The following is a 20,669-nucleotide window of genomic DNA, read 5'->3' on the forward strand; positions in this document are numbered from 1 at the left end:
CCAGTTCCATTATTTTAGCTCCATTTTAAAACTTTGCAACTTTTCAATATTTTTCAAGCCAGGCATATCCTCAAATTTACTGTTCACATCAATAACCTCACAGTATTTCGCTTCCGGACGATTCATAAACTTTTTGATGGAATCGATTTCTTCCAACCCAATGCCCCCACTTAAAAAATAAGGCTTGGTAGAAGGGTATTGCTTTAGTATTTCCCAATTAAAAGCGTAGCCATTTCCACCCGGTAGTTTTCCTTTCGTATCGAACAGATAATAATCACACACATCCTCGAAAGGCTTCAGTTGTCCGAAATCGAAATCGTCTTTTACGGAAAAAACCTTGATGATCTTTATATTTGGAATCGCTTTTTTCAGTTCATCGCAAAATGCAGGCGTTTCTTTGCCATGCATTTGCACCAATAGTAGTCCGCAGGTTTTGACCTTTTCGAGAATGTCCGAGAGTGGGGCATCGACAAATACACCTACCTTTTTGATATGATGTGGAATCGATGGCATTTGCCCTTCAAAATATCGTTTGGAGGGTTCCCAGAAGATAAAACCCAAATAGTCGGGTCTCAACGCAGCCACCTCCATGGTATTTTTATTCATCCCGCAGACTTTAATGCCTACCCCAGCATTCCTGTTTTTCAAAGAAGTTTCATTTTTGTCGCTATTTGGATTCGTTGACTTCAACCTAATTTATTTTTTGAATAAATTCTGCAGCGCTTTTGCCGGGATCGGCTGTTTTCATAAAATTCTCACCAATTAAAAAACCTTGATAGCCGTATGGTTTTAAATCCGTAATTGCGTCGATAGTACTGATTCCACTTTCGGAAACTTTAACGAAGTCATCTGGAATCAATTCCGACAACGTTTTACTGGTCTCTAAACTCACTTCGAAAGTTTTTAGATTACGATTATTGACGCCCAACATGTCCAAACTCGGCATGATAGATTTCTGTAATTCCGTTTTGTTATGAACCTCCAGCAACACTTCCATATCCAAGCTTTTGGCAAGTTCGGAAAAGATTTTTATTTCTGCTCTGGACAACACCGCCGCAATCAATAGGATTACATCTGCGCCGTGGGCCTTGGCCTCCAGAACTTGGTATTCGTCAATAATAAACTCTTTTCGCAGCAAGGGTATGGTCACGGATGCGCGTGCCAATACCAAGTCTTCCAACGAGCCTCCAAAATATTTGATATCGGTAAGTACGCTCATCCCGCATACGCCAGCTTTTTGATACCCTCTGGCAACTTGGCCCACATTGGTATCTTGATTGATGGTAGATTTGGAGGGCGAACGTCTTTTGTGTTCAGCGATGATGCCCGTTGAACTATCTCGCAAGGCCTTTGCCAATGAAAAAGTATCGCGATCGAATAGGGCGGAAGCTTCCAACTGCGAGGCAGGAATAAGTGATTTTTTCAAATCGACTTCTTTTCGTTTGTCCGCTATTATTTTATCTAGAATGTTCATATCTATTTCGTCATTCCGAGTGAAGTGAAGGAATCTGTCCAATCATTGCTAACTTCCCTTCGACTGAACTTCAGCAAGCTCAGTAACTTCGTTCAAAATCTTATTTTCAGTTTAATTTTTGCTCAATTCTTGCAACCGCTTCAAGGCTTTCAATCCACTACCATTCAATAGCGATTCCTTGGCTTTCTCAAAACCATCCTTAATGTGGATGTTCTCGACCGTCGCAATGGCAACGCCCGCGTTAGCACAAACCACATTGTTCTGTGCCTCTGTGCCCTTGCCCTGTAGCACGTTTAAGAATATTCCCGCTGATTCGGCGATGTCGTCACCACCAACGATATCGGATTGCTTGATAGTGCTTACCCCAAAATCGGAAGGTTTGATCATGCCTTCACTGGTATTGGAAATCGTTTTGGTATTTCCCGTCAAGGATATTTCATCATACCCGTCCAAAGCGTGTAAGACCGTGAAATGCTTATCGGTGTTCTGGTAGAGATAGCCGTACATACGCGCCAATTCCAGATTAAACACCCCGACCATTTGGTTCTTCGGAAAGGCTGGATTAACCATTGGTCCTAACATATTGAAAAAGGTCTTGACCCCCAATTCCCTTCGGATGGGAGCCACATTCTTCATGGCCGGGTGGAATAGGGGAGCGTGCAATACGCAAATGCCCGCTTCATCGATCGACCGTTCTAAAAAATCTGCCTTATTGCTGAATTTGATACCTAAAAACTCCATGACATTACTGCTGCCACATTTAGAGGAAACGCCGTAATTACCATGTTTAGTAACCTTGATTCCTGCTCCGGCGGTTACAAAAGAGGCCAAGGTGGAAATATTGAAAGTGTCTTTACCGTCACCGCCCGTTCCGCATAGATCAACCGGATTGTAGGCCGATAGATCTACCGCCAAACACAATTCCAGTAGCGCATCCCGAAAACCTTCCAACTCTTCTATGGTAATACTGCGCATCATATACACGGTCAGAAAGGCGGCGATCTGGCTGGTATTGTAATCGCCCTTTGCAATATTGACCAAGATCTGCTTTGCGTCCTCTTTGGAGAGGATGTCATGGTTTATCAGTTTATTTAACGTCTGTTTCATCGATCGTACTTTTGTTTTTTATTCTCACGAAGGGAGCATCACTCCTATTCATTTTGCGGTATCTACTCCATACCCCTGGACCGCCAGAGCTCGGGGCGAACATTTAATTAGTTAACCAGTTTTCCAACATCTTTTTCCCGTCCGGGGTCAGAACCGACTCTGGGTGAAACTGCACGGCACACACATCGTATTGCTTATGCCGTAACGACATGACCTGTCCGTTTTCATCAAATGAAGTCGCTTCCAACACTGCGGGAAGTTCCGGATTCACGACCCATGAGTGGTAACGACCGACTTCGATTTGCTTGGACATTCCTTCGAACAAAATATCATCTTGGGTGATATTGATGGTCGTGGCGATACCGTGATAGACTTTGTCTAAATTGATCAGACTGCCTCCGAAAACTTCGGCGATGGCCTGTTGCCCCAGGCAGACCCCGAAAATACTTTTGGTAGCCGCATATTTATCGATTATAGCTTTTAGTAGCCCAGCCTCGTCAGGTATTCCCGGCCCTGGAGAAAGCACGATTTTATCGAATTGGTCTACTTCATTCAGTGTCAACTGGTCGTTTCTTTTGACGATCACTTCGCAGTCTAAATCTTCCAAATAATGCACTAAGTTGTACGTAAAACTATCGTAATTATCTATGACAAGTATCTTCTTCATTTTAAATCGTTTCAGCTATTTCGAGCGCCTTTGTCAAGGCTCCCAACTTGTTATAGGTTTCTTGAAGCTCATCTTCCGCATTGGAGGCCGCCACCAAACCGGCACCGGCTTGATAGTGTAATTGGTGATTTTTGCTCAGGAAAGTGCGGATCATGATGGCATGGTTGAAGTTCCCTTTAAAATCCATAAAACCGATGGCACCGCCATAGTATCCGCGGCTTGTTTTTTCGTACTTCTCGATAAGCTGCATCGCCATGTGTTTTGGAGCGCCACTCAGGGTACCTGCGGGAAAGGTATCGGCCACTACCTTCATGGTGGTCACGTCTTTTTTCTTATGGCCTGTGACCTTTGATACAAGGTGGATTACGTGAGAAAAGAATTGCACCTCTCTATAATTAGTCACTTTTACGGTGCTTCCGTTCCTGCTCAAATCGTTTCTGGCCAGGTCGACCAACATCACATGTTCACTATTTTCTTTATGGTCTTCTGTGAGCTCTTTGGCCAAAATGGCATCTTGCTCGTCGTTTCCCGTACGTTTGAAGGTGCCGGCGATGGGGTGAATTTCAGCAATGCCGTCTTTTACGATGAGCTGCGCCTCGGGAGAACTTCCGAAAATCTTAAAATCGCCGTAATCGAAATAAAAGAGATAAGGTGAGGGATTCACCGAGCGCAACGCCCTGTAGACATTAAATTCATCCCCTTTAAAACCTTGTGAGAACCTACGCGACAGCACCAATTGAAACACATCGCCCCTCTGACAATGTTTTTTGGCCAGTTCAACGTGTGCTTTATAGTCGTCATCCTCGAGATTGGAGGTGGCATCTCCATCCATAGAAAAATTGTAAGAGGCAAAATTCTTTACGTTTAAAATTTGTTCTATCTCCGGAATATTGTTTTCCGATTCGTAGCAATGCGCGAATATATAGGCTTCGTTCTTAAAATGGTTGATTGCGATTATGTTCTGGTATACCGCGTAATAGATGTCGGGAATGCCAATAGAACCTTCTTTTTTATGCAACGAAATGTCTTCATAATAGCGCACCGCATCATAGGCCATGTAGCCGAACAAGCCATTATCGATAAATTTAAAATCGCTTTTTCCGCCCTCGAATTGTTGACTGAAATCGTGGATCAAGCCTACCACATCTGTCTTAGCGCCGATTTCCATTTTATCGGAAGTACCATCGGGCAGGAGCTTTTCGACACGCTCATTATCTACTTTTATAGAGGCGATGGGATTGCAGCAGATGTAGGAAAAACTATTGTCGTTGGCGTGGTAGTCGCTACTTTCCAACAATATACTGTTCGGAAACCTATCCCTGATTTTCAGATAGACACTTACGGGTGTGATGGTGTCCGCCAAAATTTTTTTGTGGTGCGATGTGAGATGATATTTCATGAAATCAAAACCTATTTACATTAAAAAAGGCCTGTCGTGATGACAAGCCTAGTATAGTTTTACTACAATGATGCTTAGCTCACGAATGTTGTCGAGAGTTATTCCACCAAGTAGCTGTTATTCTTAATTGCATACTTCAAATATAGAAATCATTTTTAAAATCACCAACCACTGCTTAAAAAAAACGAGAAAACCTGCATTTGAGATCAAATGCAGGTTTCTTGATGATATGGTTAAGTCTATAAAATTGTACGTGTAATTTAGAATTCTAAATCTACGACCAAATCAAATTCGTCATATATAGCCTTATCCTTTAAATCATCGAAAAAGCTAGCTGACCCATATTTTACATCGTAGTTGGTACGGTCCACTTTCATAGTTGCTGTGGCCTTGCTCCCATAAACCGATACATCAAAGGTTACAGGTTTGGTAATTCCCTTTATCGTTAAATCACCAGTTACTTCGTAAGAATTTTTACCGGTCGACTTCACGTCGGTAAATTTCAAAGATGAGGTGGTGTGATTAGCGGTGTCGAAAAAATCGCCTGAATTCAAATGTCCATCCAACTTTCCTTTGGAATCACCCTCTAAATCTTCTGTGCTGATGGTAGTCATATCGACCGTAAATTCCCCACCGGTCAATTGATCACCATCAAATACCAATGCGCCTTCTTTCAAATCAATACTACCGTAATGCGAACCGGTAACTTTATAGGCTTTCCATGTCACCTTACTGGTTTCCGTGTTGACTTCTTTCTTCTCTTCCGCAACCGGCTCTGTGGCCATTGCTGTAAAACCGAATACTACGGCCAATGCTACACTAAATACTGTCTTTTTCATAATTCAAATGGTTTTAATCGTATTTCCGAACCTTTGCTAAATTCGTTCCAGCAAGATCGGAAATCATTTAGTTATTAATTTACGTTATTGTATTTGTTCAAAATTTATTAAATAAGCTATTCAATTGCTTTAAATCCGATTCGGACATATTTTTTAATATGGATTTCTCGGCTTCTTTCATGGCCGTATCCATTTGTTTCAATGCCTTTTTTCCATCGGAAGTAATACTGATTTCAACCTTCCTTCGGTTTGACGGACAGATAATCCGATCTACGAATCCTTTTTTAATCAATTTGTCCACCAATCGGGTCGTATTACTTCTTTTGGTCACCATCCTGTCATTCAATGTAGAAAGATTGGCAGGCTTCCCGAATTGGCCTCTCAAAATTCGCAATACGTTAAACTGTTGTAACGACACCTCGAAAGGTTTGAGCGCTATGCCTAACGCTTCCGTTATCTTATTGTTGATCAACATAAAATGGATGATTGTCCGACTTTGAAGCGATAGCTCTTTCTCCGTTTTAATGATTTGCTCAACATTCATGTTCTTACAACTATTGTATATACAAATGTAAAAGAACTTAGTAGCGAATCAACTGGAATATCACTAAAATTTTGTTAAAAAATGGCTGACCTCTTCTTTCGAACGTAAATAGAATGGGTTAAACCTTTTTTAACGCTAGTAGTCTTACCTTTAATAAAATAAATATTTTGGAAAAAGCACAGATTCAACATCTTTACAAGAGGGCCGGTTTCGGTATTCTTCCGAGTCAACTCGACGTACTTGATGGAAAGAGTAAAAAGGCTATCGTTAAGGATTTGTTCAAGGTCTCAAAGACGATCAACGAACTGACCGTTCCCACTCCGGAATTGGATGCCTACATTGCGAAAACGAAAGGAAAAATCGATAAAAAAGACATTAGGGATTTATTGCGAAGAAGCAGGTCGAAACACTTGGAGCTGAATCAGGACTGGCTACAGCGTATGGCCAGTGCAAAAGAATGCTTGCGCGAGCGAATGACCTTTTTTTGGAGCAATCATTTTGTAGTGCGCTCGAACAATATCCTGTATTCGCAACGTTTTCACAATACCCTACGTAGCCATGCCTTGGGAAATTTTAAAAGCCTGCTCATCGCCATTTCCAAAGAACCTGCGATGTTGGATTATCTGAACAACCAGCAGAATAGGAAGAACCGTCCCAACGAGAACTTTGCCCGAGAGCTGATGGAGCTTTTTACTCTTGGGGAAGGCAATTATTCCGAAGCCGATATCCGCCAGGCGGCGCGCTCCTTTACAGGATGGCATCATGACCGTATGGGCACTTTCAAACTATTGAAAAAGCAACATGATTACGACGAAAAGACGGTTTTTGGAAAAAAAGGAAATTTCGAAGGAGAAGATATTATCCAGCTAATTTTGGACAAACCGGAATGTGCCGAGTTCATTTCTCGAAAAATTTATGCCCATTTCGTTAATGATCGTATCGATGAAGGTCATGTGGCCGAGATGGCGACGCTGTTCAGGAAAAATTATGAGCTGTCCGATTTAATGGCTTTTGTTTTTGCATCCGACTGGTTTTACAATTCGGAAAATATAGGGGGGAAAATCAAATCCCCTGTCGATTTTCTGACCGGTTTAATGCAAGTGGTTCCGTTTACGATGAACAAACCGAAACAGTTGAAATATGTCGAGCGACTTTTGGGCCAGGTCCTTTTTGAACCACCCAATGTTGCCGGTTGGGCCGAGGGTAGAAGTTGGATCGATGCCAATACCATGATGGTGCGCTTGAAACTGCCATCGGTTCTGTTGAAGGACGGCAGTATCGCTTTCGATGTAAAGGGAGAGTTCGAAGATAGTTTCGCCGCTTTCAACGCCAAGAGCAATTTTAAACGAAAGCTGGATATCACGAAACAGTGGAGCGTATTTGATCGGAATTATGGAAATCTTTCCTTCGCAGAACTGACTTTACAACTCTTGGGCGAGCGATTGAGTCCTGCCTCAACCGCATTTTTGGAATCCCTCGAAAAAAATAACAAACAGGATTTTTGTATTCAATTAATGTCGTTGCCCGAGTACCAATTGTGCTAGGAGCGTCTCAACTTGGTCCTGTAAACTAAAAAATAATATCATATGAAGCGGAGAGCATTTATCAGAAATAGTAGTTTGGCGAGCAGCACTTTGCTCATTCCAAGTTTTATCAAGGCCTTTGATGGAACGCCCTCGTTCTTAACAGGCCATAAAAAGTTGGTGATCATACAATTGTCAGGAGGCAACGACGGCTTGAATACCCTTGTGCCTTTTAACAACGATGTGTATATAAAGAATAGGTCTACTATTGCCCAAAAGAAAACCCAGCTGCTCTCGGTAACGGATGAATTGGGTTTTCATGAGAGCTTAAAAGACTTTAAGACTCTTTACGATAATGGCTATGTAAGTGTCATGCACAATGTCGGGTACCCCAATCCGAGCAGATCACACTTTAGGTCTACCGATATTTGGCACACCGCTAGCGCGTCTGATGAATACCTACAGACTGGCTGGGTAGGCAGATACCTAGAGAAAGTTTCCAAAAATCCTCTCGGAGCGATAGAGGTAGATGATACGCTTTCCCTTTTGATGAAAGGGGTAGACATCAATGGTATTGCAACGAAAGATGCCAAACTCTTTTACCGCACTACCCAGGATCCATACTTCTCTAATGTACTGAGTCAGCATTCCGATACACATTTGAGCGAGCATAATTTGGGCTACTTGTTTAAAACCGCGTTGGATGCGAAATCTTCTGCCAAGTATCTTTATGAAAAGACCAAGACCTATGAATCGGCTGCGGACTATCCTAAAAATGCATTTGGCAAACAATTGAAAACCATCTCCGAATTTATCAATTCAGGTCTGGAGACTCAAGTATACTATGCTAGTTTGGGTGGTTTTGATACGCATGCGAATCAGGTAAATGCGCAGAAACGACTGTTAGCTGTATATTCGAAAGGTATAGCCACTTTTATGAAGGATTTGAAGGATACCGGGGCGCTCAAAGACACGGTTGTACTCACCTTCTCCGAATTTGGTCGTCGCCTAAAGCAGAACGCCGCCAATGGAACCGATCATGGCGCGGCGAACCTTGTTTTTCTAATGGGTGACGATTTAAAACACAAAGGCATGTACAATACACCTGCCAATTTAGTCGACCTTGATGCCAATGGGGATATTAAGTACGAGGTCGATTTTAGGGATATTTACGCTTCGCTCCTCAAAGAGTGGCTACAAACAGAGCCGTCACAGATTTTGAACGGGGATTTTAAAACCCTGGGTCTGGTTTAATAAAAGTGAATACCCTATTTTTGATTTCTAAATTTTCTACATTATGGCCGATTTATCACAGGAAGACTGGACAGCACAACTCGAGCAGGACGAAAATGCCTTTATTTTGGACGTACGTACCGATGATGAGGTTGCCGATGGTATCATTCCCAACTCAAAACAAATCGACATTTACTTGGGTCAGGGTTTTATAGACGAACTCGAAAAGTTGGACAAAAGTAAAAACTACTATGTGTATTGCCGTAGTGGGAATCGTAGTGGGCAGGCTTGCGCCATAATGGATAGTCTTGGTTTTCAAAACGCTTACAATCTTGAAGGGGGTTTTATGAATTGGGAAGGAGAAGTGGCCCAATAATATCAATTGTCCCGAATAGTACGGTAGCCTTACCAATTCCTGCATTTAGACTTAACGAGCGCCAGGCCATGGCGCGTGGAGTTCTTAGTTGTTTTGGTTGTCATTCTTTGTTTTCTCCTCCGATTTCATCGTAATATTACTTAGAGTACAAATCAGTGAAAGAAGACCTGTTACATTTTATCTGGAAGTATAAAAAACTGCAGCTGCAAGAGCTTGTTTCTTCAAAAGGGGAGCAGATTCGGATTATCGAAGTAGGTACCCACAATTATTTCGCCGGTCCCGATTTTTTCAATTCAAAAGTAGAGATCGACGGTCAGCTTTGGGCGGGCAATGTTGAGGTACATTTGAATTCCTCTGACTGGTACGCGCACCACCACGAGCAAGACCCGAATTACAATAATGTGATCTTACATGTGGTCTGGGAAGATGACGCAACGATTTTTAGGAGCGATAATACGGAGATACCGACATTGCAATTAAAGAATTTCATTTCGGCAGAGGTACTCGATGCCTACCGCAGGCTTTTTGACAAGAGTAAAAAGTCATTCATCAATTGTGAGAACGATATTGGCGACATAGACGACTTTACCGTAGGAAATTGGTTGGAACGCCTCTACTTTGAGCGTTTGGAACGGAAATCAGAAGAGGTTACGAGCCTTTTAGAAGCATCTACAAACGACTGGGAACAGGTGCTTTTCTCGATGTTGTTAAAAAACTTCGGCTTGAACATCAACGGTGAGGCCTTCCTGAGCTTGGCCCAGGCGTTAAATTTTTCAGTCGTTCGTAAACTCCAAACCAGTGTTCCGCAGCTGGAAAGCGTGTTTTTTGGTATGAGCCACTTGCTTGAAGAGGAAACCGTACTGGATGCCTATTACATCCAACTAAAAAAAGAATTCGACTATCAAAGACACAAATTCGAATTGAAGCCAGAGTCCGTTCAAAAACCGGAGTTCTTTAGGTTGCGTCCTCCCAACTTCCCTACGATTCGATTGTCCCAATTGGCAAATCTGTACAGTGCGCAGCATGGCTTGTTCCATAAGGTAATGCAAACTTCGAACTTGAAGGATTTCTATCAGCTTTTCGATATATCTGCCAGCAGCTACTGGGACGATCACTTTACCTTTGGGAAAACATCTAAAAAGAGCACCAAAAAGCTGACGAAGAAATTCATTGATCTGTTATTGATCAATACCGTGCTTCCCTTGAAATTTTGTTATGCCAAGTTTAATGGAAAAGATAAGAATGCCGAAATCGAAACCATTAGCACCGCTATCAAGAAAGAGGAAAACAGTATTGCCAATAACTTTAGAATGCATGGCTTACAAGTTCAACATTCGAGGGACAGTCAAGCGGTTTTAGAACTTTACAAGCAATACTGTACCACGAATAGATGTTTGGAATGTGCGATTGGAAGCCGGCTGTTGGGAAGGTAGATGCAGAAGTGATTCTAAAACGTCCCTTACATGTCCGATTGTTTAATGAAACCGCTGCTTTGAAAATTTTAATATCTCCCCCGTTCCTGCGCTGAACAAGAATACTTTTTATTTAAATTTACCGTATGAATCTTTTTTACACGGTATTATACTACTTTCAAAAACGGGGCTTCGAAGTATGCCGTCGTATCGCCGAGCGCCTGGGTATTCGGGCAAGGGTAGTGCGCACATCGTTCATTTATCTTACATTCGTAACCTTGGGTTTTGGTTTTGCGTTATACCTATTTGTAGCTTTTTGGCTTAGAATCAAGGACTTGATTTACACCAAAAGAACCTCCGTTTTCGATCTATAAACATGTTGCAACTTTCCCGTTCTAAAATCTATCTTGCATTGGCCCTGCTCCTTGCAGTGCTGTTGTTCGGAGTTTTGGGATATCGATTTATTGCTGAATACACTTGGGTCGAGGCGCTTTATATGACTGTGATTACCATGGCCACTGTCGGTTTTAAGGAAGTGCGCCCTCTTGATACGGGCGCACAGATTTTTACCGTACTTTTAATTTTATGCAGTGTTTTTATATTGGGCTTCGCGATTTCGGTAATTTCAGAATATATATTGAGCCGAAATTCCATGCAACTTTTAAAAAAGAAGAGGGTGAAAAATAAAATCAAAAATCTATCTGAGCACGTGATACTTTGCGGGTATGGGAGAAACGGGATGCAGGCGTCAGAGCGTTTGAACGCTTACAAAAAACCCTTTGTCGTGGTTGAACGGGATAAGGAGATTATCGAGCGATATGAGCAAGAAGTACTTTTTGTCGAGGGCGATGCCAATGATGATGAAGTATTAAGAGAGGCGGGCATTGAACAAGCCCACTATTTAATCTGTGCATTGCCCGATGATGCTGCGAATCTTTTTGTAGTGCTCTCGGCGCGACAATTGAATGTTAAATTATTCATTATCAGTAGAGCCTCTTTGGTAACATCACAAAAAAAATTGCTACTAGCTGGTGCGAACAAGGTCATCATGCCGGACAAGATCGGCGGGGATCATATGGCATCGTTAGTGGTCATGCCAGATTTGATAACATTTATGGACAAATTGGGTACCGAAGGAGAGCATACGACTAATCTTGAGGAGGTACCCATAGAGGACTTTAGGGACCAAGTGGATTGTAACTCCTTACGAGATCTGGATTTAAGAAAACGAACCGGCTGTACCATCATAGGCTATATAGCCCCCGATGGAGAGTATATCATCAATCCCGAAGCCGATTTACAATTACAACCCAAAAGCAAGGTCATCGTCCTGGGCAGACCCGAGCAAATTCGTAAACTGAATGAAATGTTTCACATTGCCTAAAGTTAATGTGAACCATTAATTTGATTGTAATGTTAATTTTTATGATATTGTGCAGCTAACAAACCTGTCATGACGGCGGGCAGGCTCGTAAACTAAACCAAAACCGATATGATGAAGTATAAACTTCTACTGATTGCTACCCTAATTTCTCCCATTCTTACCACCGCACAGGAAACCACCGAAAAAGGTCTTGACGAAAAAGTAAACGATGCATTTATGCCCTTCGCTACGTGGTGGGAAAACACCGTTTTAACATCCATTCCCATAGCAGGCTACGACATTCCCATCGTATTGATTTTATTGATTCTGGGCGCCACTTTTTTCACCATTTATTTTAAGTTTCCAGGTATTTCGAAGTTTCCACTGGCGATTAACGTCGTACGAGGGAAATACGAAGAAATCGAAAAATATGGGCTTGAGAAGGTAGAGCAACATATGACCGAAGATGGCGATATTCCCGACACGATTCGCGATGAAAGCGAAGAAGGGGAGGTAAGTCATTTTCAAGCCTTGGCAACAGCAGTGTCCGGTACCGTAGGTTTAGGTAATATCGCTGGTGTTGCAGTAGCGATTGCGCTTGGTGGTCCTGGTGCCACTTTTTGGATGATCGTTTGTGGCTTGATAGGAATGTCGACAAAATTCGTAGAGTGTACACTTGGGGTCAAGTACCGTGACGTTGGTCCGGACGGGACCGTGTATGGGGGGCCGATGTATTACCTTTCCAAAGGGCTTAACGAGAATAACATGAAAATTCTCGGTAAAATTTTGGCAGTGATTTTCGCCGTACTTTGTGTGGGCGCATCCTTCGGAGGAGGCAACGCCTTTCAGTCCAATCAAGCTGCAGTACAACTCACGACCATGTTCGGTCTTGAAGGGGGTGCTACTGGTGTCATCATTGGTATTATTTTGGCAATTTTAGTAGGAATAGTAATCATTGGTGGTATCAAGAAAATAGCAAGCGTCACCGAGAAAATAGTTCCTTTTATGGCCGGTATTTATGTTCTGGCTTCGTTGATTATCATTTTTGCGAACATTAAGTATGTTGGAGACGCTTTCGGACTTATCTTTTCCGGGGCATTTTCGCCCGATGCTGCACTTGGTGGTTTTATTGGAGTGATTATCGTAGGCTTTCAACGAGCTGCATTTTCAAATGAAGCTGGAGCGGGTTCCGCAGCAATTGCCCACTCTGCGGTGAAAACAAGGTACCCCGCAAGTGAGGGTATCGTGGCCTTATTAGAGCCTTTTATCGATACGGTCGTTATTTGTACCATGACCGCCTTGGTCATTATTTTCTTCAATATGGATGCTGGGGCATTCGATTACGGAAACGGGGTAGGAAGTACTGTTTTAATCAACGAGACCGGGAATTATGTAGGTGGGGTTGATTTGACTTCGATGGCCTATGATTCGGTCATCCCGGGGTTCCGATATGTTTTGACCATTGCCATTATTATGTTCGCATTCTCGACCATGATTTCTTGGTCATACTACGGCCTTCAGTCGTGGAAATTCTTATTCGGTAGAGGTAAGGCGGCAGATATTATGTACAAGGTTCTTTTCCTTTTATTCGTGGTTATAGGGGCAGCTGCGACTTTGGATGCGGTAATCAAATTTTCAGATGCCATGATTTTGGCCTTGGTGTTCCCGAATATGATCGGACTGTTGATTCTATTTCCAAAAGTTAGAAAGAGCCTTGATCGATATGTTGACGCTATCAAAAAGGTTTATTAAAGCACAGGAAAATTGAAAAGATTCAAATCCCACTTCAAGTTCACTAAACAGGAACGAAGTGGGATTTTCTTTTTGCTATCGATCATTGTATTACTTCAAATAGGATACTTTGCATTTCAATATTTTCCGCTGGAAGATAAGGAATCGCTGACCGTCGATTCAGAAACCCAAACCCAGATTGACATTTTAAAAGCCAGTTCGGCAGCGAAGGATATCCAAAAAATGTATCCGTTCAATCCCAACTTCATAACGGATTACAAAGGCTATACCTTGGGAATGTCAGTGGCGGAAATCGATAGGTTACATGCCTATCGTGCCAAAAACAAATTTGTAAATTCCATTGAGGAATTTCAAAAGGTTACCGAAGTTCCGGATTCGCTACTGGGGGTTATTTCTCCTTTTTTTAAGTTTCCGGAGTGGACCAGAAAAAACAAACCATCTCTAGCGAATGATGAAGAATCCAAAGTTGACCGCAGTAGTTCTGTTCATAAAGGTGTATCAGGGTCTAGCGTTGGCGACCTAAATTTGGTCACTGCGGAAGAATTGAAAAAAATCAATGGAATTGGGGAAGTACTTTCAGCCAGGATCGTCAAATTTCGGGACCGGTTAGGCGGGTTCTTAATAGATGAGCAATTGTATGATGTTTACGGGCTGGAACCGGATGTTGCAAAGAGAACATTAGCACATTTTAAGGTAATTGTTCCGCCAGAAATCAAAAAAATAAGCGTAACTTGGGCGTCGTATAATGAATTGCGTAACATACTGTATATCAATGATAAATTTGCAAATTCTATTATTGAGTATCGTAAGTTTAATACGATTATTTCATTAACCGAGCTAAAAAGCCTTGATGGTTTTCCTGAAGGGAGGTTCGAAAGAATAGAGTTATATTTGTCGCTTTAAAAAAAACGCTATGCAAAGTATGTACTTCACTGAAGAGCATCATTTATTTCGTGAAAGTCTAAAAGATTTTCTAAAGAAGGAAGTTGTTCCACATATCGAAAAATGGGAAGATGAAGGAATTATCGAACGTTTCATTTGGGAAAAGTTCGGTGAGATGGGGTATTTCGGTTTGGCCGTTCCAGAAGCTGACGGTGGTTTGGGGTTGGACATGTTCTACACCGTAATCCTTTTAGAGGAACTCCAAAAAATAAATTCAGGCGGTTTTGCCGCGGCTATTTGGGCGCACGCTTACCTCGCGATGACGCATTTGAATAAAAATGGCAATCCTGACCAAAAAAAGGCCTATTTAACGCCTAGTATAAACGGGGAGATGATAGGTTGTCTTGGTGTTTCCGAACCCTTTGGGGGGAGCGATGTAGCAGCAATGCGAACCACAGCGATAAAGAAAGGCGACACCTACGTGGTGAACGGATCTAAAACCTTCATCACCAATGGGGTGTACGGCGACTATATTATCCTTGCCGCCAAGACGGATCCTGCTGCGGGCAACAAGGGCATCAGTATATTGATTGTAGACCTGAAAAGCGAGGGTGTTTCGGCCAATAAGCTCAATAAGTTGGGTTGGCGGGCTTCCGACACCGCGGAACTGGCTTTTGATAATGTAATCGTACCAGCTCAGAATTTGATGGGGGAAGAAGGTAAGGGATTCACTTTTATTATGGAGGCCTTTGCTTTGGAACGCTTGATAATGGGTATTAATGGTCATGCCAGGGCGGAGTACGCTTTGGAGTACGCCCTACAGTACATGTCGGAAAGGGAAACTTTCGGCAAGCCTATCAATCAGTATCAAGCTTTACGACATCGTATCGCCGACCTGCATGCCGATATGGATATGTGCAAGCAATACAACTATTCGATTGCCTACCGACTGGATAAGGGTGACTACGTGGTGCGCGAAGCCACCATCTCTAAGTTGAAATCGACCAAAATGGCCGATGAAGTGGCGCACGAATGCCTTCAGTTTTTAGGGGGTTACGGTTACATCGAGGATTACCCAATGGCGCGCTTACTGCGTGATAGTAGGTTGGGGCCTATCGGCGGAGGCACCTCTGAAATTTTGCGGGAAATCATCGCCAAGATCGTTATCGATAAAAAAGAATACAAAGCACCATCGGATAGTTAGCATTTATTTCCGAAATAGGTTGCCGGTTGTGAATAAGTTGTTATCTTTGCAGCCTTAATCACTAAAGAAAGGAGGTTGTAGCCCATGTTAATAATACCAATTAAAGAAGGAGAAAACATCGATAGAGCTTTAAAGCGCTTCAAGCGAAAGTTCGACAAAACAGGTACAATGCGATCGTTGCGTAAGCGGCAGGCATTTACAAAACCTTCAGTAGAACGTAGAGCGCAGATTCAAAAAGCACAATACATTCAAGGACTAAGAGATAGAGAGGAAATCTAAACGTTCCTTTTGAAAATATAGGAAATCCCATTTGTCGATAGACGAATGGGATTTTTTTATTTCCCACTCTAGGTCGGGGTTCTTATTAGTCGCTAATTGCCGCGTCGTCTCTAAATCTATTTTTACGTTAAACTTAGTAACTTTACGGTATGGCGGCAGAACCCTTTCTTTCTTATCTCTCTTTAGAGAAAAACTATTCAGAGCATACAGTGAAGGCTTACAGGAAAGATATTGAAGCCTTTGCCGAGTTCTGTGCAAAAGAATATGAAGTCGAGTCGATAGAAAAGGTTGGCTATACATTGATTCGCAGTTGGATTGTTCAATTGGTCGATTCCGGAATCAGCAACCGTTCCACAAATCGGAAAATTGCGTCTTTAAAAGCATATTATAAGTTTTTGCTTCGCGTTGGTGATATTAAAGTGAACCCGCTAGCAAAGCATAAGGCGCTGAAAACCTCAAAAAAAATCGAGATTCCCTTCTCGGAAACCGAGATGCAAAATGTGCTTTCCCAAATCGCGTATGACGAGGGTTTTGAGGGCGCTCGTGACAAATTGATGGTAGAATTGCTGTATGCAACGGGAATTCGTCGCGCAGAGCTCATCAATCTAAAAACCCAGGCGATAGATCTACATTCAAAAACAATGAAAGTGTTGGGCAAGCGCAATAAAGAACGAATAGTACCTTTGCTGCCATCGACTGTCGCATTGCTAAAAGCCTACTTTAAGGAACGCGAGCTGCTTGAAGATCAACATGATGAACAGCATGTGTTTTTGTTGAAATCGGGTCACAAAATCTACGAAACACTTGTCTATAGAGTTATAAATAAGTATCTTGGAAGAGTGTCGTCGAAGGTGAAAAAGAGTCCGCACATTCTCCGACATACCTTTGCGACCCATTTGCTTAACCAAGGGGCGGACCTAAATTCGGTGAAGGAGTTGTTGGGCCATTCCAGTTTGGCATCTACGCAAGTGTACACGCACAATAGTATAGCCGAACTAAAGAAGGTGCATTCGGCCGCTCATCCACGGAGCAAGTAAAAAGACTCCCAGTATTAAAGGCGATATTCACTTTGTCGCTATGTCTAACCTAATCCTAAAACGACTATGCAAATAAACACACAAACGGTAAATTTCAACGCAGAGGCTTCGTTGATGAATTTTCTTGAAAACAGAATGAGTAAGATGGAGCAATATTATGATAGAGTGATTAGCTCTGACGTGTATCTTAAGGTGCAAAAAACTAGCGGGAAAGAAAATAAAATCGTTGAGATCAAAGTAAACGTCCCAAAGGATAATTTTATGGTTAAAAAACAGTGCAAATCATTTGAGGAAGCAATAGATTCCGCTTGTAGTTCCTTGGAGCGAAGGCTCATTAAAAGAAAGGAAAAACTAAGACTTCAGGTGTCATAAAAATTTCCAGAAAATAGTTTTGATTAAACAAATAAATATCTACATTTGCAGTCCGTTAGAAATAGCGGACTTTTTTATGCGTAAAAAAGTGCAAAACGCCGATGTAGCTCAGCTGGCTAGAGCAGCTGATTTGTAATCAGCAGGTCGTGGGTTCGAGTCCCTCTATCGGCTCAAAAACATGGAAAAGTTTGATCTTTTCTAGGTTTTTAAATTACTGAATTGATGGAGGGCCAAGAGGTTCGTCCCGAATGAAAAGGGAGCACTTCCTTTGTTCGTTCAAATACTGAAAGAAAGTTCGTGTTAATCAGTTTTGTAGAAGACTGTTTAAAATTAAATGTCGATCGATATTTAGGATTGTACGAACAAGCGTTCATTAAAATATTGAATTACCAAATTGGGGAGATACTCAAGCGGCCAACGAGGGTCCGCCTGGGGCGGATAAATCTGCTGACTATGTCTTGGCAGGTTCCCCCGAAGCTTCGGGGCTGCTCTCCCGAAGACCCAGCGATTATCGTGGGAATAGTATTGAGCGAAGAAGTTCATTAAAATATTGAATTACCAAATTGGGGAGATACTCAAGCGGCCAACGATGGTCCGCCTGGGGCGGATAAATCTGCTGACTATGTCTTGGCAGGTTCCCCCGAAGCTTCGGGGCTGCTCTCCCGAAGACCCAGCGATTATCGTGGGAATAGTATTGAGCGAAGAAGTTCATTAAAATATTGTAATACCAAATTGGGGAGATACTCAAGCGGCCAACGAGGGTCCGCCTGAGGCGGATAAATCTGCTGACTACGTCTTCGCAGGTTCCCCCGAAGCTTCGGGGCTGCTCTCCCGAAGACCCAGCGATTATCGTGGGAATAGTATTGAGCGAAGAAGTTCATTAAAATATTGTAATACCAAATTGGGGAGATACTCAAGCGGCCAACGAGGGCAGACTGTAAATCTGCTGACTACGTCTTCGCAGGTTCGAATCCTGCTCTCCCCACTTTAAATTAAATTGTGGTGAGTCATATCAGACAGCTGGTGGAGGCCTTCGCAGGTTCTCCCGACGCTTCGGGACTGCTCTCCCCACAATTTATTTGAGTTTTGAATTCCAGAGTTGGATTCAAAATTTAATTGCGGGAGTAGCTCAGTTGGTAGAGCGTCAGCCTTCCAAGCTGAATGTCGCCGGTTCGAACCCGGTCTCCCGCTCAATACTGAGTTAGCGTTTACGGTTTATAATTCGAGGGGAAAAACCTTGAACATCCAAACCTTGAACCTGAAACCTAAAAAGCCGGCGTAGCTCAGGGGTAGAGCGTTTCCTTGGTAAGGAAGAGGTCACGAGTTCAAATCTCGTCGTTGGCTCTAAGAAGACATTAATTGTACACACTAATATAAACTAAGATTAAAATTCATTAAACATGGCAAAGGAAACTTTTGATCGTTCCAAACCGCACTTAAATATTGGTACTATTGGACACGTAGATCACGGTAAAACAACATTAACTGCGGCTATTACGGAAGTATTGGCAAATGCAGGTCTTTCGGAAAAAAGGAGTTTCGACTCAATTGATAACGCTCCTGAAGAGAAGGAAAGAGGTATTACGATCAACACATCTCATGTTGAGTATCAAACTGCCAATCGTCACTACGCACACGTTGACTGTCCTGGTCACGCGGATTACGTAAAGAACATGGTAACTGGTGCCGCCCAGATGGATGGCGCTATACTTGTTGTTGCCGCTACCGATGGTCCTATGCCACAAACTCGTGAGCACATCCTTTTAGGTCGTCAGGTTGGTATTCCAAGAATTGTTGTCTTCATGAATAAGGTTGACATGGTTGATGACGAAGAACTTTTGGAATTGGTTGAGATGGAAGTACGTGAATTGCTTTCTTTCTACGAATATGATGGTGATAACGGACCGGTCATTGCAGGTTCGGCATTAGGTGCTTTGAACGGGGAGCAGAAATGGGTCGACACGGTCATGGAATTAATGGCTGCTGTTGATGAATGGATTGAGCTTCCAAAAAGGGATATCGATAAAGATTTCTTAATGCCGGTTGAAGATGTATTTACGATTACAGGTCGTGGTACTGTTGCTACTGGTCGTATCGAAACCGGTGTTGCCAATACAGGTGATGCGGTGGATATTATTGGAATGGGTGCCGAAAAATTGTCTTCTACGGTAACAGGTGTTGAAATGTTCCGTAAGATTTTGGATAGAGGTGAGGCTGGTGATAACGTTGGTATCTTGTTAAGAGGTATTGAAAAATCCCAAATTAGCCGTGGAATGGTAATCTGTAAGCCAGGTTCCGTGAAGCCACATGCTAAATTTGAAGCAGAGGTTTATATCCTTAAGAAAGAAGAAGGTGGTCGTCATACACCTTTCCACAATAACTACCGTCCACAGTTCTACGTAAGGACCACCGATGTTACCGGAACAATCAACTTGCCTAGTGGTGTTGAGATGGTGATGCCTGGTGACAACCTTACGATTACGGTTGAATTGCTATCGCCCATCGCATTGAGCAATGGTCTACGTTTCGCTATCCGTGAGGGTGGTAGAACAGTAGGTGCCGGACAGGTTACCAAGATTTTAGATTAAGAGTATAATTGATATTACATCTAAGGTGTCCGCCGTCAGGCGGATACCTTTCGATGTAAATATAAACGGGTGTAGCTCAGTTGGTAGAGCACTGGTCTCCAAAACCAGGTGTCGGGAGTTCGAGTCTCTCCTCCCGTGCTAAATGAATGAGTACGGTTTGTGAGACAAGAAGTTTATCCCGAGCGCAGTCGAGGGAAGTCTCTCCTCCCGTGCTAAACGAATGAGTACGGTTTGTGAGACGAGTCCTGAAGTTTCGGGATATCCCGAGCGCAGTCGAGGGAAGTCGCTCCTCCTGTGCTGAGCTTTGAAAAACAAATGTGTTTCTAATCCTGGGGTTTTGGGATAAGTTGTGCAAAATAGGAGTGTTTTTAACTAAACCTTTATTGACGACGTCGAAACATTCTTGACTAACAAAAGAAAAGACATATCATGTTGACCTATATTAAAGAATCAATTGAAGAGCTGAAGAACAATGTTTCTTTGCCTCCAAAGGCAGAATCGTCGAACTTGATGGTCGTTGTAGCCGTTTTTTCGATATTGTTCGCTTTGGCGACATGGGGTGTGGATAGCTTGTTAAGCAAGGTGATTCGTTTTTATTTCGACAACATCTTAAACTAA

21 protein-coding genes and 5 tRNA genes are annotated in these 20,669 nt (G+C 42.6%); 19 read left to right on the forward strand and 7 right to left on the reverse strand.

The window, feature by feature from the left end:
• Positions 1–9: 9 nt before the first annotated feature.
• The 7 genes from FGM00_RS03420 to FGM00_RS03450 form a co-directional block, all read right to left on the reverse strand.
• Positions 10–606 (reverse strand): phosphoribosylanthranilate isomerase, encoded by a 597-nt coding sequence (locus FGM00_RS03420; protein ID WP_138851564.1) that lies wholly within the window; start codon positions 604–606, stop codon positions 10–12.
• Positions 607–691: 85 nt separating this feature from the next.
• Positions 692–1,474 carry an indole-3-glycerol phosphate synthase TrpC gene (gene trpC / locus FGM00_RS03425; RefSeq protein ID WP_138851565.1) on the reverse strand — a complete coding sequence of 261 codons (783 nt, stop codon included), beginning with the start codon at positions 1,472–1,474 and terminating at the stop codon, positions 692–694.
• 111 nt (positions 1,475–1,585) lie between these two features.
• Positions 1,586–2,581, reverse strand: a complete 996-nt coding sequence (gene trpD, locus FGM00_RS03430; RefSeq protein WP_138851566.1) for an anthranilate phosphoribosyltransferase — start codon at positions 2,579–2,581, stop codon at positions 1,586–1,588.
• A 103-nt stretch (positions 2,582–2,684) separates the two neighbouring features.
• Positions 2,685–3,248 (reverse strand): anthranilate synthase component II, encoded by a 564-nt coding sequence (locus tag FGM00_RS03435; protein ID WP_138851567.1) that lies wholly within the window; start codon positions 3,246–3,248, stop codon positions 2,685–2,687.
• Between the two features lies 1 nt (position 3,249).
• The gene (locus FGM00_RS03440) at positions 3,250–4,647 is read right to left on the reverse strand and encodes an anthranilate synthase component I family protein (RefSeq protein WP_138851568.1); all 1,398 of its coding nucleotides are present in this window, start codon (positions 4,645–4,647) and stop codon (positions 3,250–3,252) included.
• A 260-nt stretch (positions 4,648–4,907) separates the two neighbouring features.
• Positions 4,908–5,486, reverse strand: coding sequence for a YceI family protein (locus FGM00_RS03445; RefSeq protein ID WP_138851569.1), 579 nt, complete (start codon positions 5,484–5,486; stop codon positions 4,908–4,910).
• A 97-nt stretch (positions 5,487–5,583) separates the two neighbouring features.
• Positions 5,584–6,030 (reverse strand): MarR family winged helix-turn-helix transcriptional regulator, encoded by a 447-nt coding sequence (locus tag FGM00_RS03450; RefSeq protein ID WP_138851570.1) that lies wholly within the window; start codon positions 6,028–6,030, stop codon positions 5,584–5,586.
• A 167-nt stretch (positions 6,031–6,197) separates the two neighbouring features.
• Here FGM00_RS03450 and FGM00_RS03455 point away from each other — a divergent pair, with 167 nt between their 5' ends.
• From FGM00_RS03455 to secE, 19 genes are all read left to right on the forward strand, one after another.
• Positions 6,198–7,574, forward strand: coding sequence for a DUF1800 domain-containing protein (locus FGM00_RS03455; RefSeq protein WP_138851571.1), 1,377 nt, complete (start codon positions 6,198–6,200; stop codon positions 7,572–7,574).
• A 42-nt stretch (positions 7,575–7,616) separates the two neighbouring features.
• Positions 7,617–8,807 (forward strand): DUF1501 domain-containing protein, encoded by a 1,191-nt coding sequence (locus tag FGM00_RS03460; protein ID WP_138851572.1) that lies wholly within the window; start codon positions 7,617–7,619, stop codon positions 8,805–8,807.
• A gap of 43 nt (positions 8,808–8,850) precedes the next feature.
• Positions 8,851–9,162 carry a rhodanese-like domain-containing protein gene (locus tag FGM00_RS03465; RefSeq protein ID WP_138851573.1) on the forward strand — a complete coding sequence of 104 codons (312 nt, stop codon included), beginning with the start codon at positions 8,851–8,853 and terminating at the stop codon, positions 9,160–9,162.
• Between the two features lie 155 nt (positions 9,163–9,317).
• Complete coding sequence (locus FGM00_RS03470; protein ID WP_138851574.1) at positions 9,318–10,595, forward strand: DUF2851 family protein; 1,278 nt, start codon at positions 9,318–9,320, stop codon at positions 10,593–10,595.
• Positions 10,596–10,720: 125 nt separating this feature from the next.
• Complete coding sequence (locus FGM00_RS03475; protein WP_138851575.1) at positions 10,721–10,948, forward strand: PspC domain-containing protein; 228 nt, start codon at positions 10,721–10,723, stop codon at positions 10,946–10,948.
• Positions 10,949–10,950: 2 nt separating this feature from the next.
• The gene (locus FGM00_RS03480) at positions 10,951–11,958 is read left to right on the forward strand and encodes a potassium channel family protein (RefSeq protein WP_138851576.1); all 1,008 of its coding nucleotides are present in this window, start codon (positions 10,951–10,953) and stop codon (positions 11,956–11,958) included.
• Positions 11,959–12,069: 111 nt separating this feature from the next.
• A complete protein-coding gene (locus FGM00_RS03485) occupies positions 12,070–13,689 on the forward strand; it encodes an alanine/glycine:cation symporter family protein (RefSeq protein ID WP_138854601.1) in 1,620 nt (539 codons plus the stop codon).
• Positions 13,690–13,701: 12 nt separating this feature from the next.
• Positions 13,702–14,592, forward strand: a complete 891-nt coding sequence (locus FGM00_RS03490) for a helix-hairpin-helix domain-containing protein (protein ID WP_138851577.1) — start codon at positions 13,702–13,704, stop codon at positions 14,590–14,592.
• Positions 14,593–14,602: 10 nt separating this feature from the next.
• The gene (locus tag FGM00_RS03495) at positions 14,603–15,775 is read left to right on the forward strand and encodes an acyl-CoA dehydrogenase family protein (protein ID WP_138851578.1); all 1,173 of its coding nucleotides are present in this window, start codon (positions 14,603–14,605) and stop codon (positions 15,773–15,775) included.
• A gap of 84 nt (positions 15,776–15,859) precedes the next feature.
• Positions 15,860–16,054 carry a 30S ribosomal protein S21 gene (gene rpsU / locus FGM00_RS03500; RefSeq protein ID WP_138851579.1) on the forward strand — a complete coding sequence of 65 codons (195 nt, stop codon included), beginning with the start codon at positions 15,860–15,862 and terminating at the stop codon, positions 16,052–16,054.
• Positions 16,055–16,203: 149 nt separating this feature from the next.
• Positions 16,204–17,091, forward strand: coding sequence for a tyrosine-type recombinase/integrase (locus FGM00_RS03505; RefSeq protein WP_138851580.1), 888 nt, complete (start codon positions 16,204–16,206; stop codon positions 17,089–17,091).
• Between the two features lie 66 nt (positions 17,092–17,157).
• Positions 17,158–17,463 carry a ribosome hibernation-promoting factor, HPF/YfiA family gene (gene hpf / locus FGM00_RS03510; RefSeq protein WP_138851581.1) on the forward strand — a complete coding sequence of 102 codons (306 nt, stop codon included), beginning with the start codon at positions 17,158–17,160 and terminating at the stop codon, positions 17,461–17,463.
• A 97-nt stretch (positions 17,464–17,560) separates the two neighbouring features.
• Positions 17,561–17,634: transfer RNA gene (locus tag FGM00_RS03515), tRNA-Thr, on the forward strand.
• Between the two features lie 732 nt (positions 17,635–18,366).
• Positions 18,367–18,448, forward strand: a tRNA-Tyr gene (locus FGM00_RS03520).
• Positions 18,449–18,581: 133 nt separating this feature from the next.
• Positions 18,582–18,654: transfer RNA gene (locus tag FGM00_RS03525), tRNA-Gly, on the forward strand.
• A gap of 81 nt (positions 18,655–18,735) precedes the next feature.
• A tRNA-Thr gene (locus FGM00_RS03530) sits at positions 18,736–18,807 on the forward strand.
• A gap of 56 nt (positions 18,808–18,863) precedes the next feature.
• Positions 18,864–20,051, forward strand: a complete 1,188-nt coding sequence (gene tuf / locus FGM00_RS03535; protein ID WP_138851582.1) for an elongation factor Tu — start codon at positions 18,864–18,866, stop codon at positions 20,049–20,051.
• 65 nt (positions 20,052–20,116) lie between these two features.
• Positions 20,117–20,189, forward strand: a tRNA-Trp gene (locus tag FGM00_RS03540).
• Positions 20,190–20,480: 291 nt separating this feature from the next.
• A complete protein-coding gene (gene secE / locus FGM00_RS03545) occupies positions 20,481–20,669 on the forward strand; it encodes a preprotein translocase subunit SecE (RefSeq protein ID WP_138851583.1) in 189 nt (62 codons plus the stop codon).

It is taken from the genome of Aggregatimonas sangjinii, assembly GCF_005943945.1.
GTDB lineage: Bacteria > Bacteroidota > Bacteroidia > Flavobacteriales > Flavobacteriaceae > Pelagihabitans > Pelagihabitans sangjinii.

Bases quoted from the DNA above. Each gene is read 5' to 3' on its own strand.
- FGM00_RS03420 (WP_138851564.1), bottom strand. From the start codon at position 606: ATGAATAAAAATACCATGGAGGTGGCTGCGTTGAGACCCGACTATTTG.
- trpC (WP_138851565.1), bottom strand. From the start codon at position 1,474: ATGAACATTCTAGATAAAATAATAGCGGACAAACGAAAAGAAGTCGAT.
- trpD (WP_138851566.1), bottom strand. From the start codon at position 2,581: ATGAAACAGACGTTAAATAAACTGATAAACCATGACATCCTCTCCAAA.
- FGM00_RS03435 (WP_138851567.1), bottom strand. From the start codon at position 3,248: ATGAAGAAGATACTTGTCATAGATAATTACGATAGTTTTACGTACAAC.
- FGM00_RS03440 (WP_138851568.1), bottom strand. From the start codon at position 4,647: ATGAAATATCATCTCACATCGCACCACAAAAAAATTTTGGCGGACACC.
- FGM00_RS03445 (WP_138851569.1), bottom strand. From the start codon at position 5,486: ATGAAAAAGACAGTATTTAGTGTAGCATTGGCCGTAGTATTCGGTTTT.
- FGM00_RS03450 (WP_138851570.1), bottom strand. From the start codon at position 6,030: ATGAATGTTGAGCAAATCATTAAAACGGAGAAAGAGCTATCGCTTCAA.
- FGM00_RS03460 (WP_138851572.1), top strand. From the start codon at position 7,617: ATGAAGCGGAGAGCATTTATCAGAAATAGTAGTTTGGCGAGCAGCACT.
- FGM00_RS03465 (WP_138851573.1), top strand. From the start codon at position 8,851: ATGGCCGATTTATCACAGGAAGACTGGACAGCACAACTCGAGCAGGAC.
- FGM00_RS03475 (WP_138851575.1), top strand. From the start codon at position 10,721: ATGAATCTTTTTTACACGGTATTATACTACTTTCAAAAACGGGGCTTC.
- FGM00_RS03480 (WP_138851576.1), top strand. From the start codon at position 10,951: ATGTTGCAACTTTCCCGTTCTAAAATCTATCTTGCATTGGCCCTGCTC.
- FGM00_RS03485 (WP_138854601.1), top strand. From the start codon at position 12,070: ATGAAGTATAAACTTCTACTGATTGCTACCCTAATTTCTCCCATTCTT.
- FGM00_RS03495 (WP_138851578.1), top strand. From the start codon at position 14,603: ATGCAAAGTATGTACTTCACTGAAGAGCATCATTTATTTCGTGAAAGT.
- rpsU (WP_138851579.1), top strand. From the start codon at position 15,860: ATGTTAATAATACCAATTAAAGAAGGAGAAAACATCGATAGAGCTTTA.
- FGM00_RS03505 (WP_138851580.1), top strand. From the start codon at position 16,204: ATGGCGGCAGAACCCTTTCTTTCTTATCTCTCTTTAGAGAAAAACTAT.
- hpf (WP_138851581.1), top strand. From the start codon at position 17,158: ATGCAAATAAACACACAAACGGTAAATTTCAACGCAGAGGCTTCGTTG.
- tuf (WP_138851582.1), top strand. From the start codon at position 18,864: ATGGCAAAGGAAACTTTTGATCGTTCCAAACCGCACTTAAATATTGGT.
- secE (WP_138851583.1), top strand. From the start codon at position 20,481: ATGTTGACCTATATTAAAGAATCAATTGAAGAGCTGAAGAACAATGTT.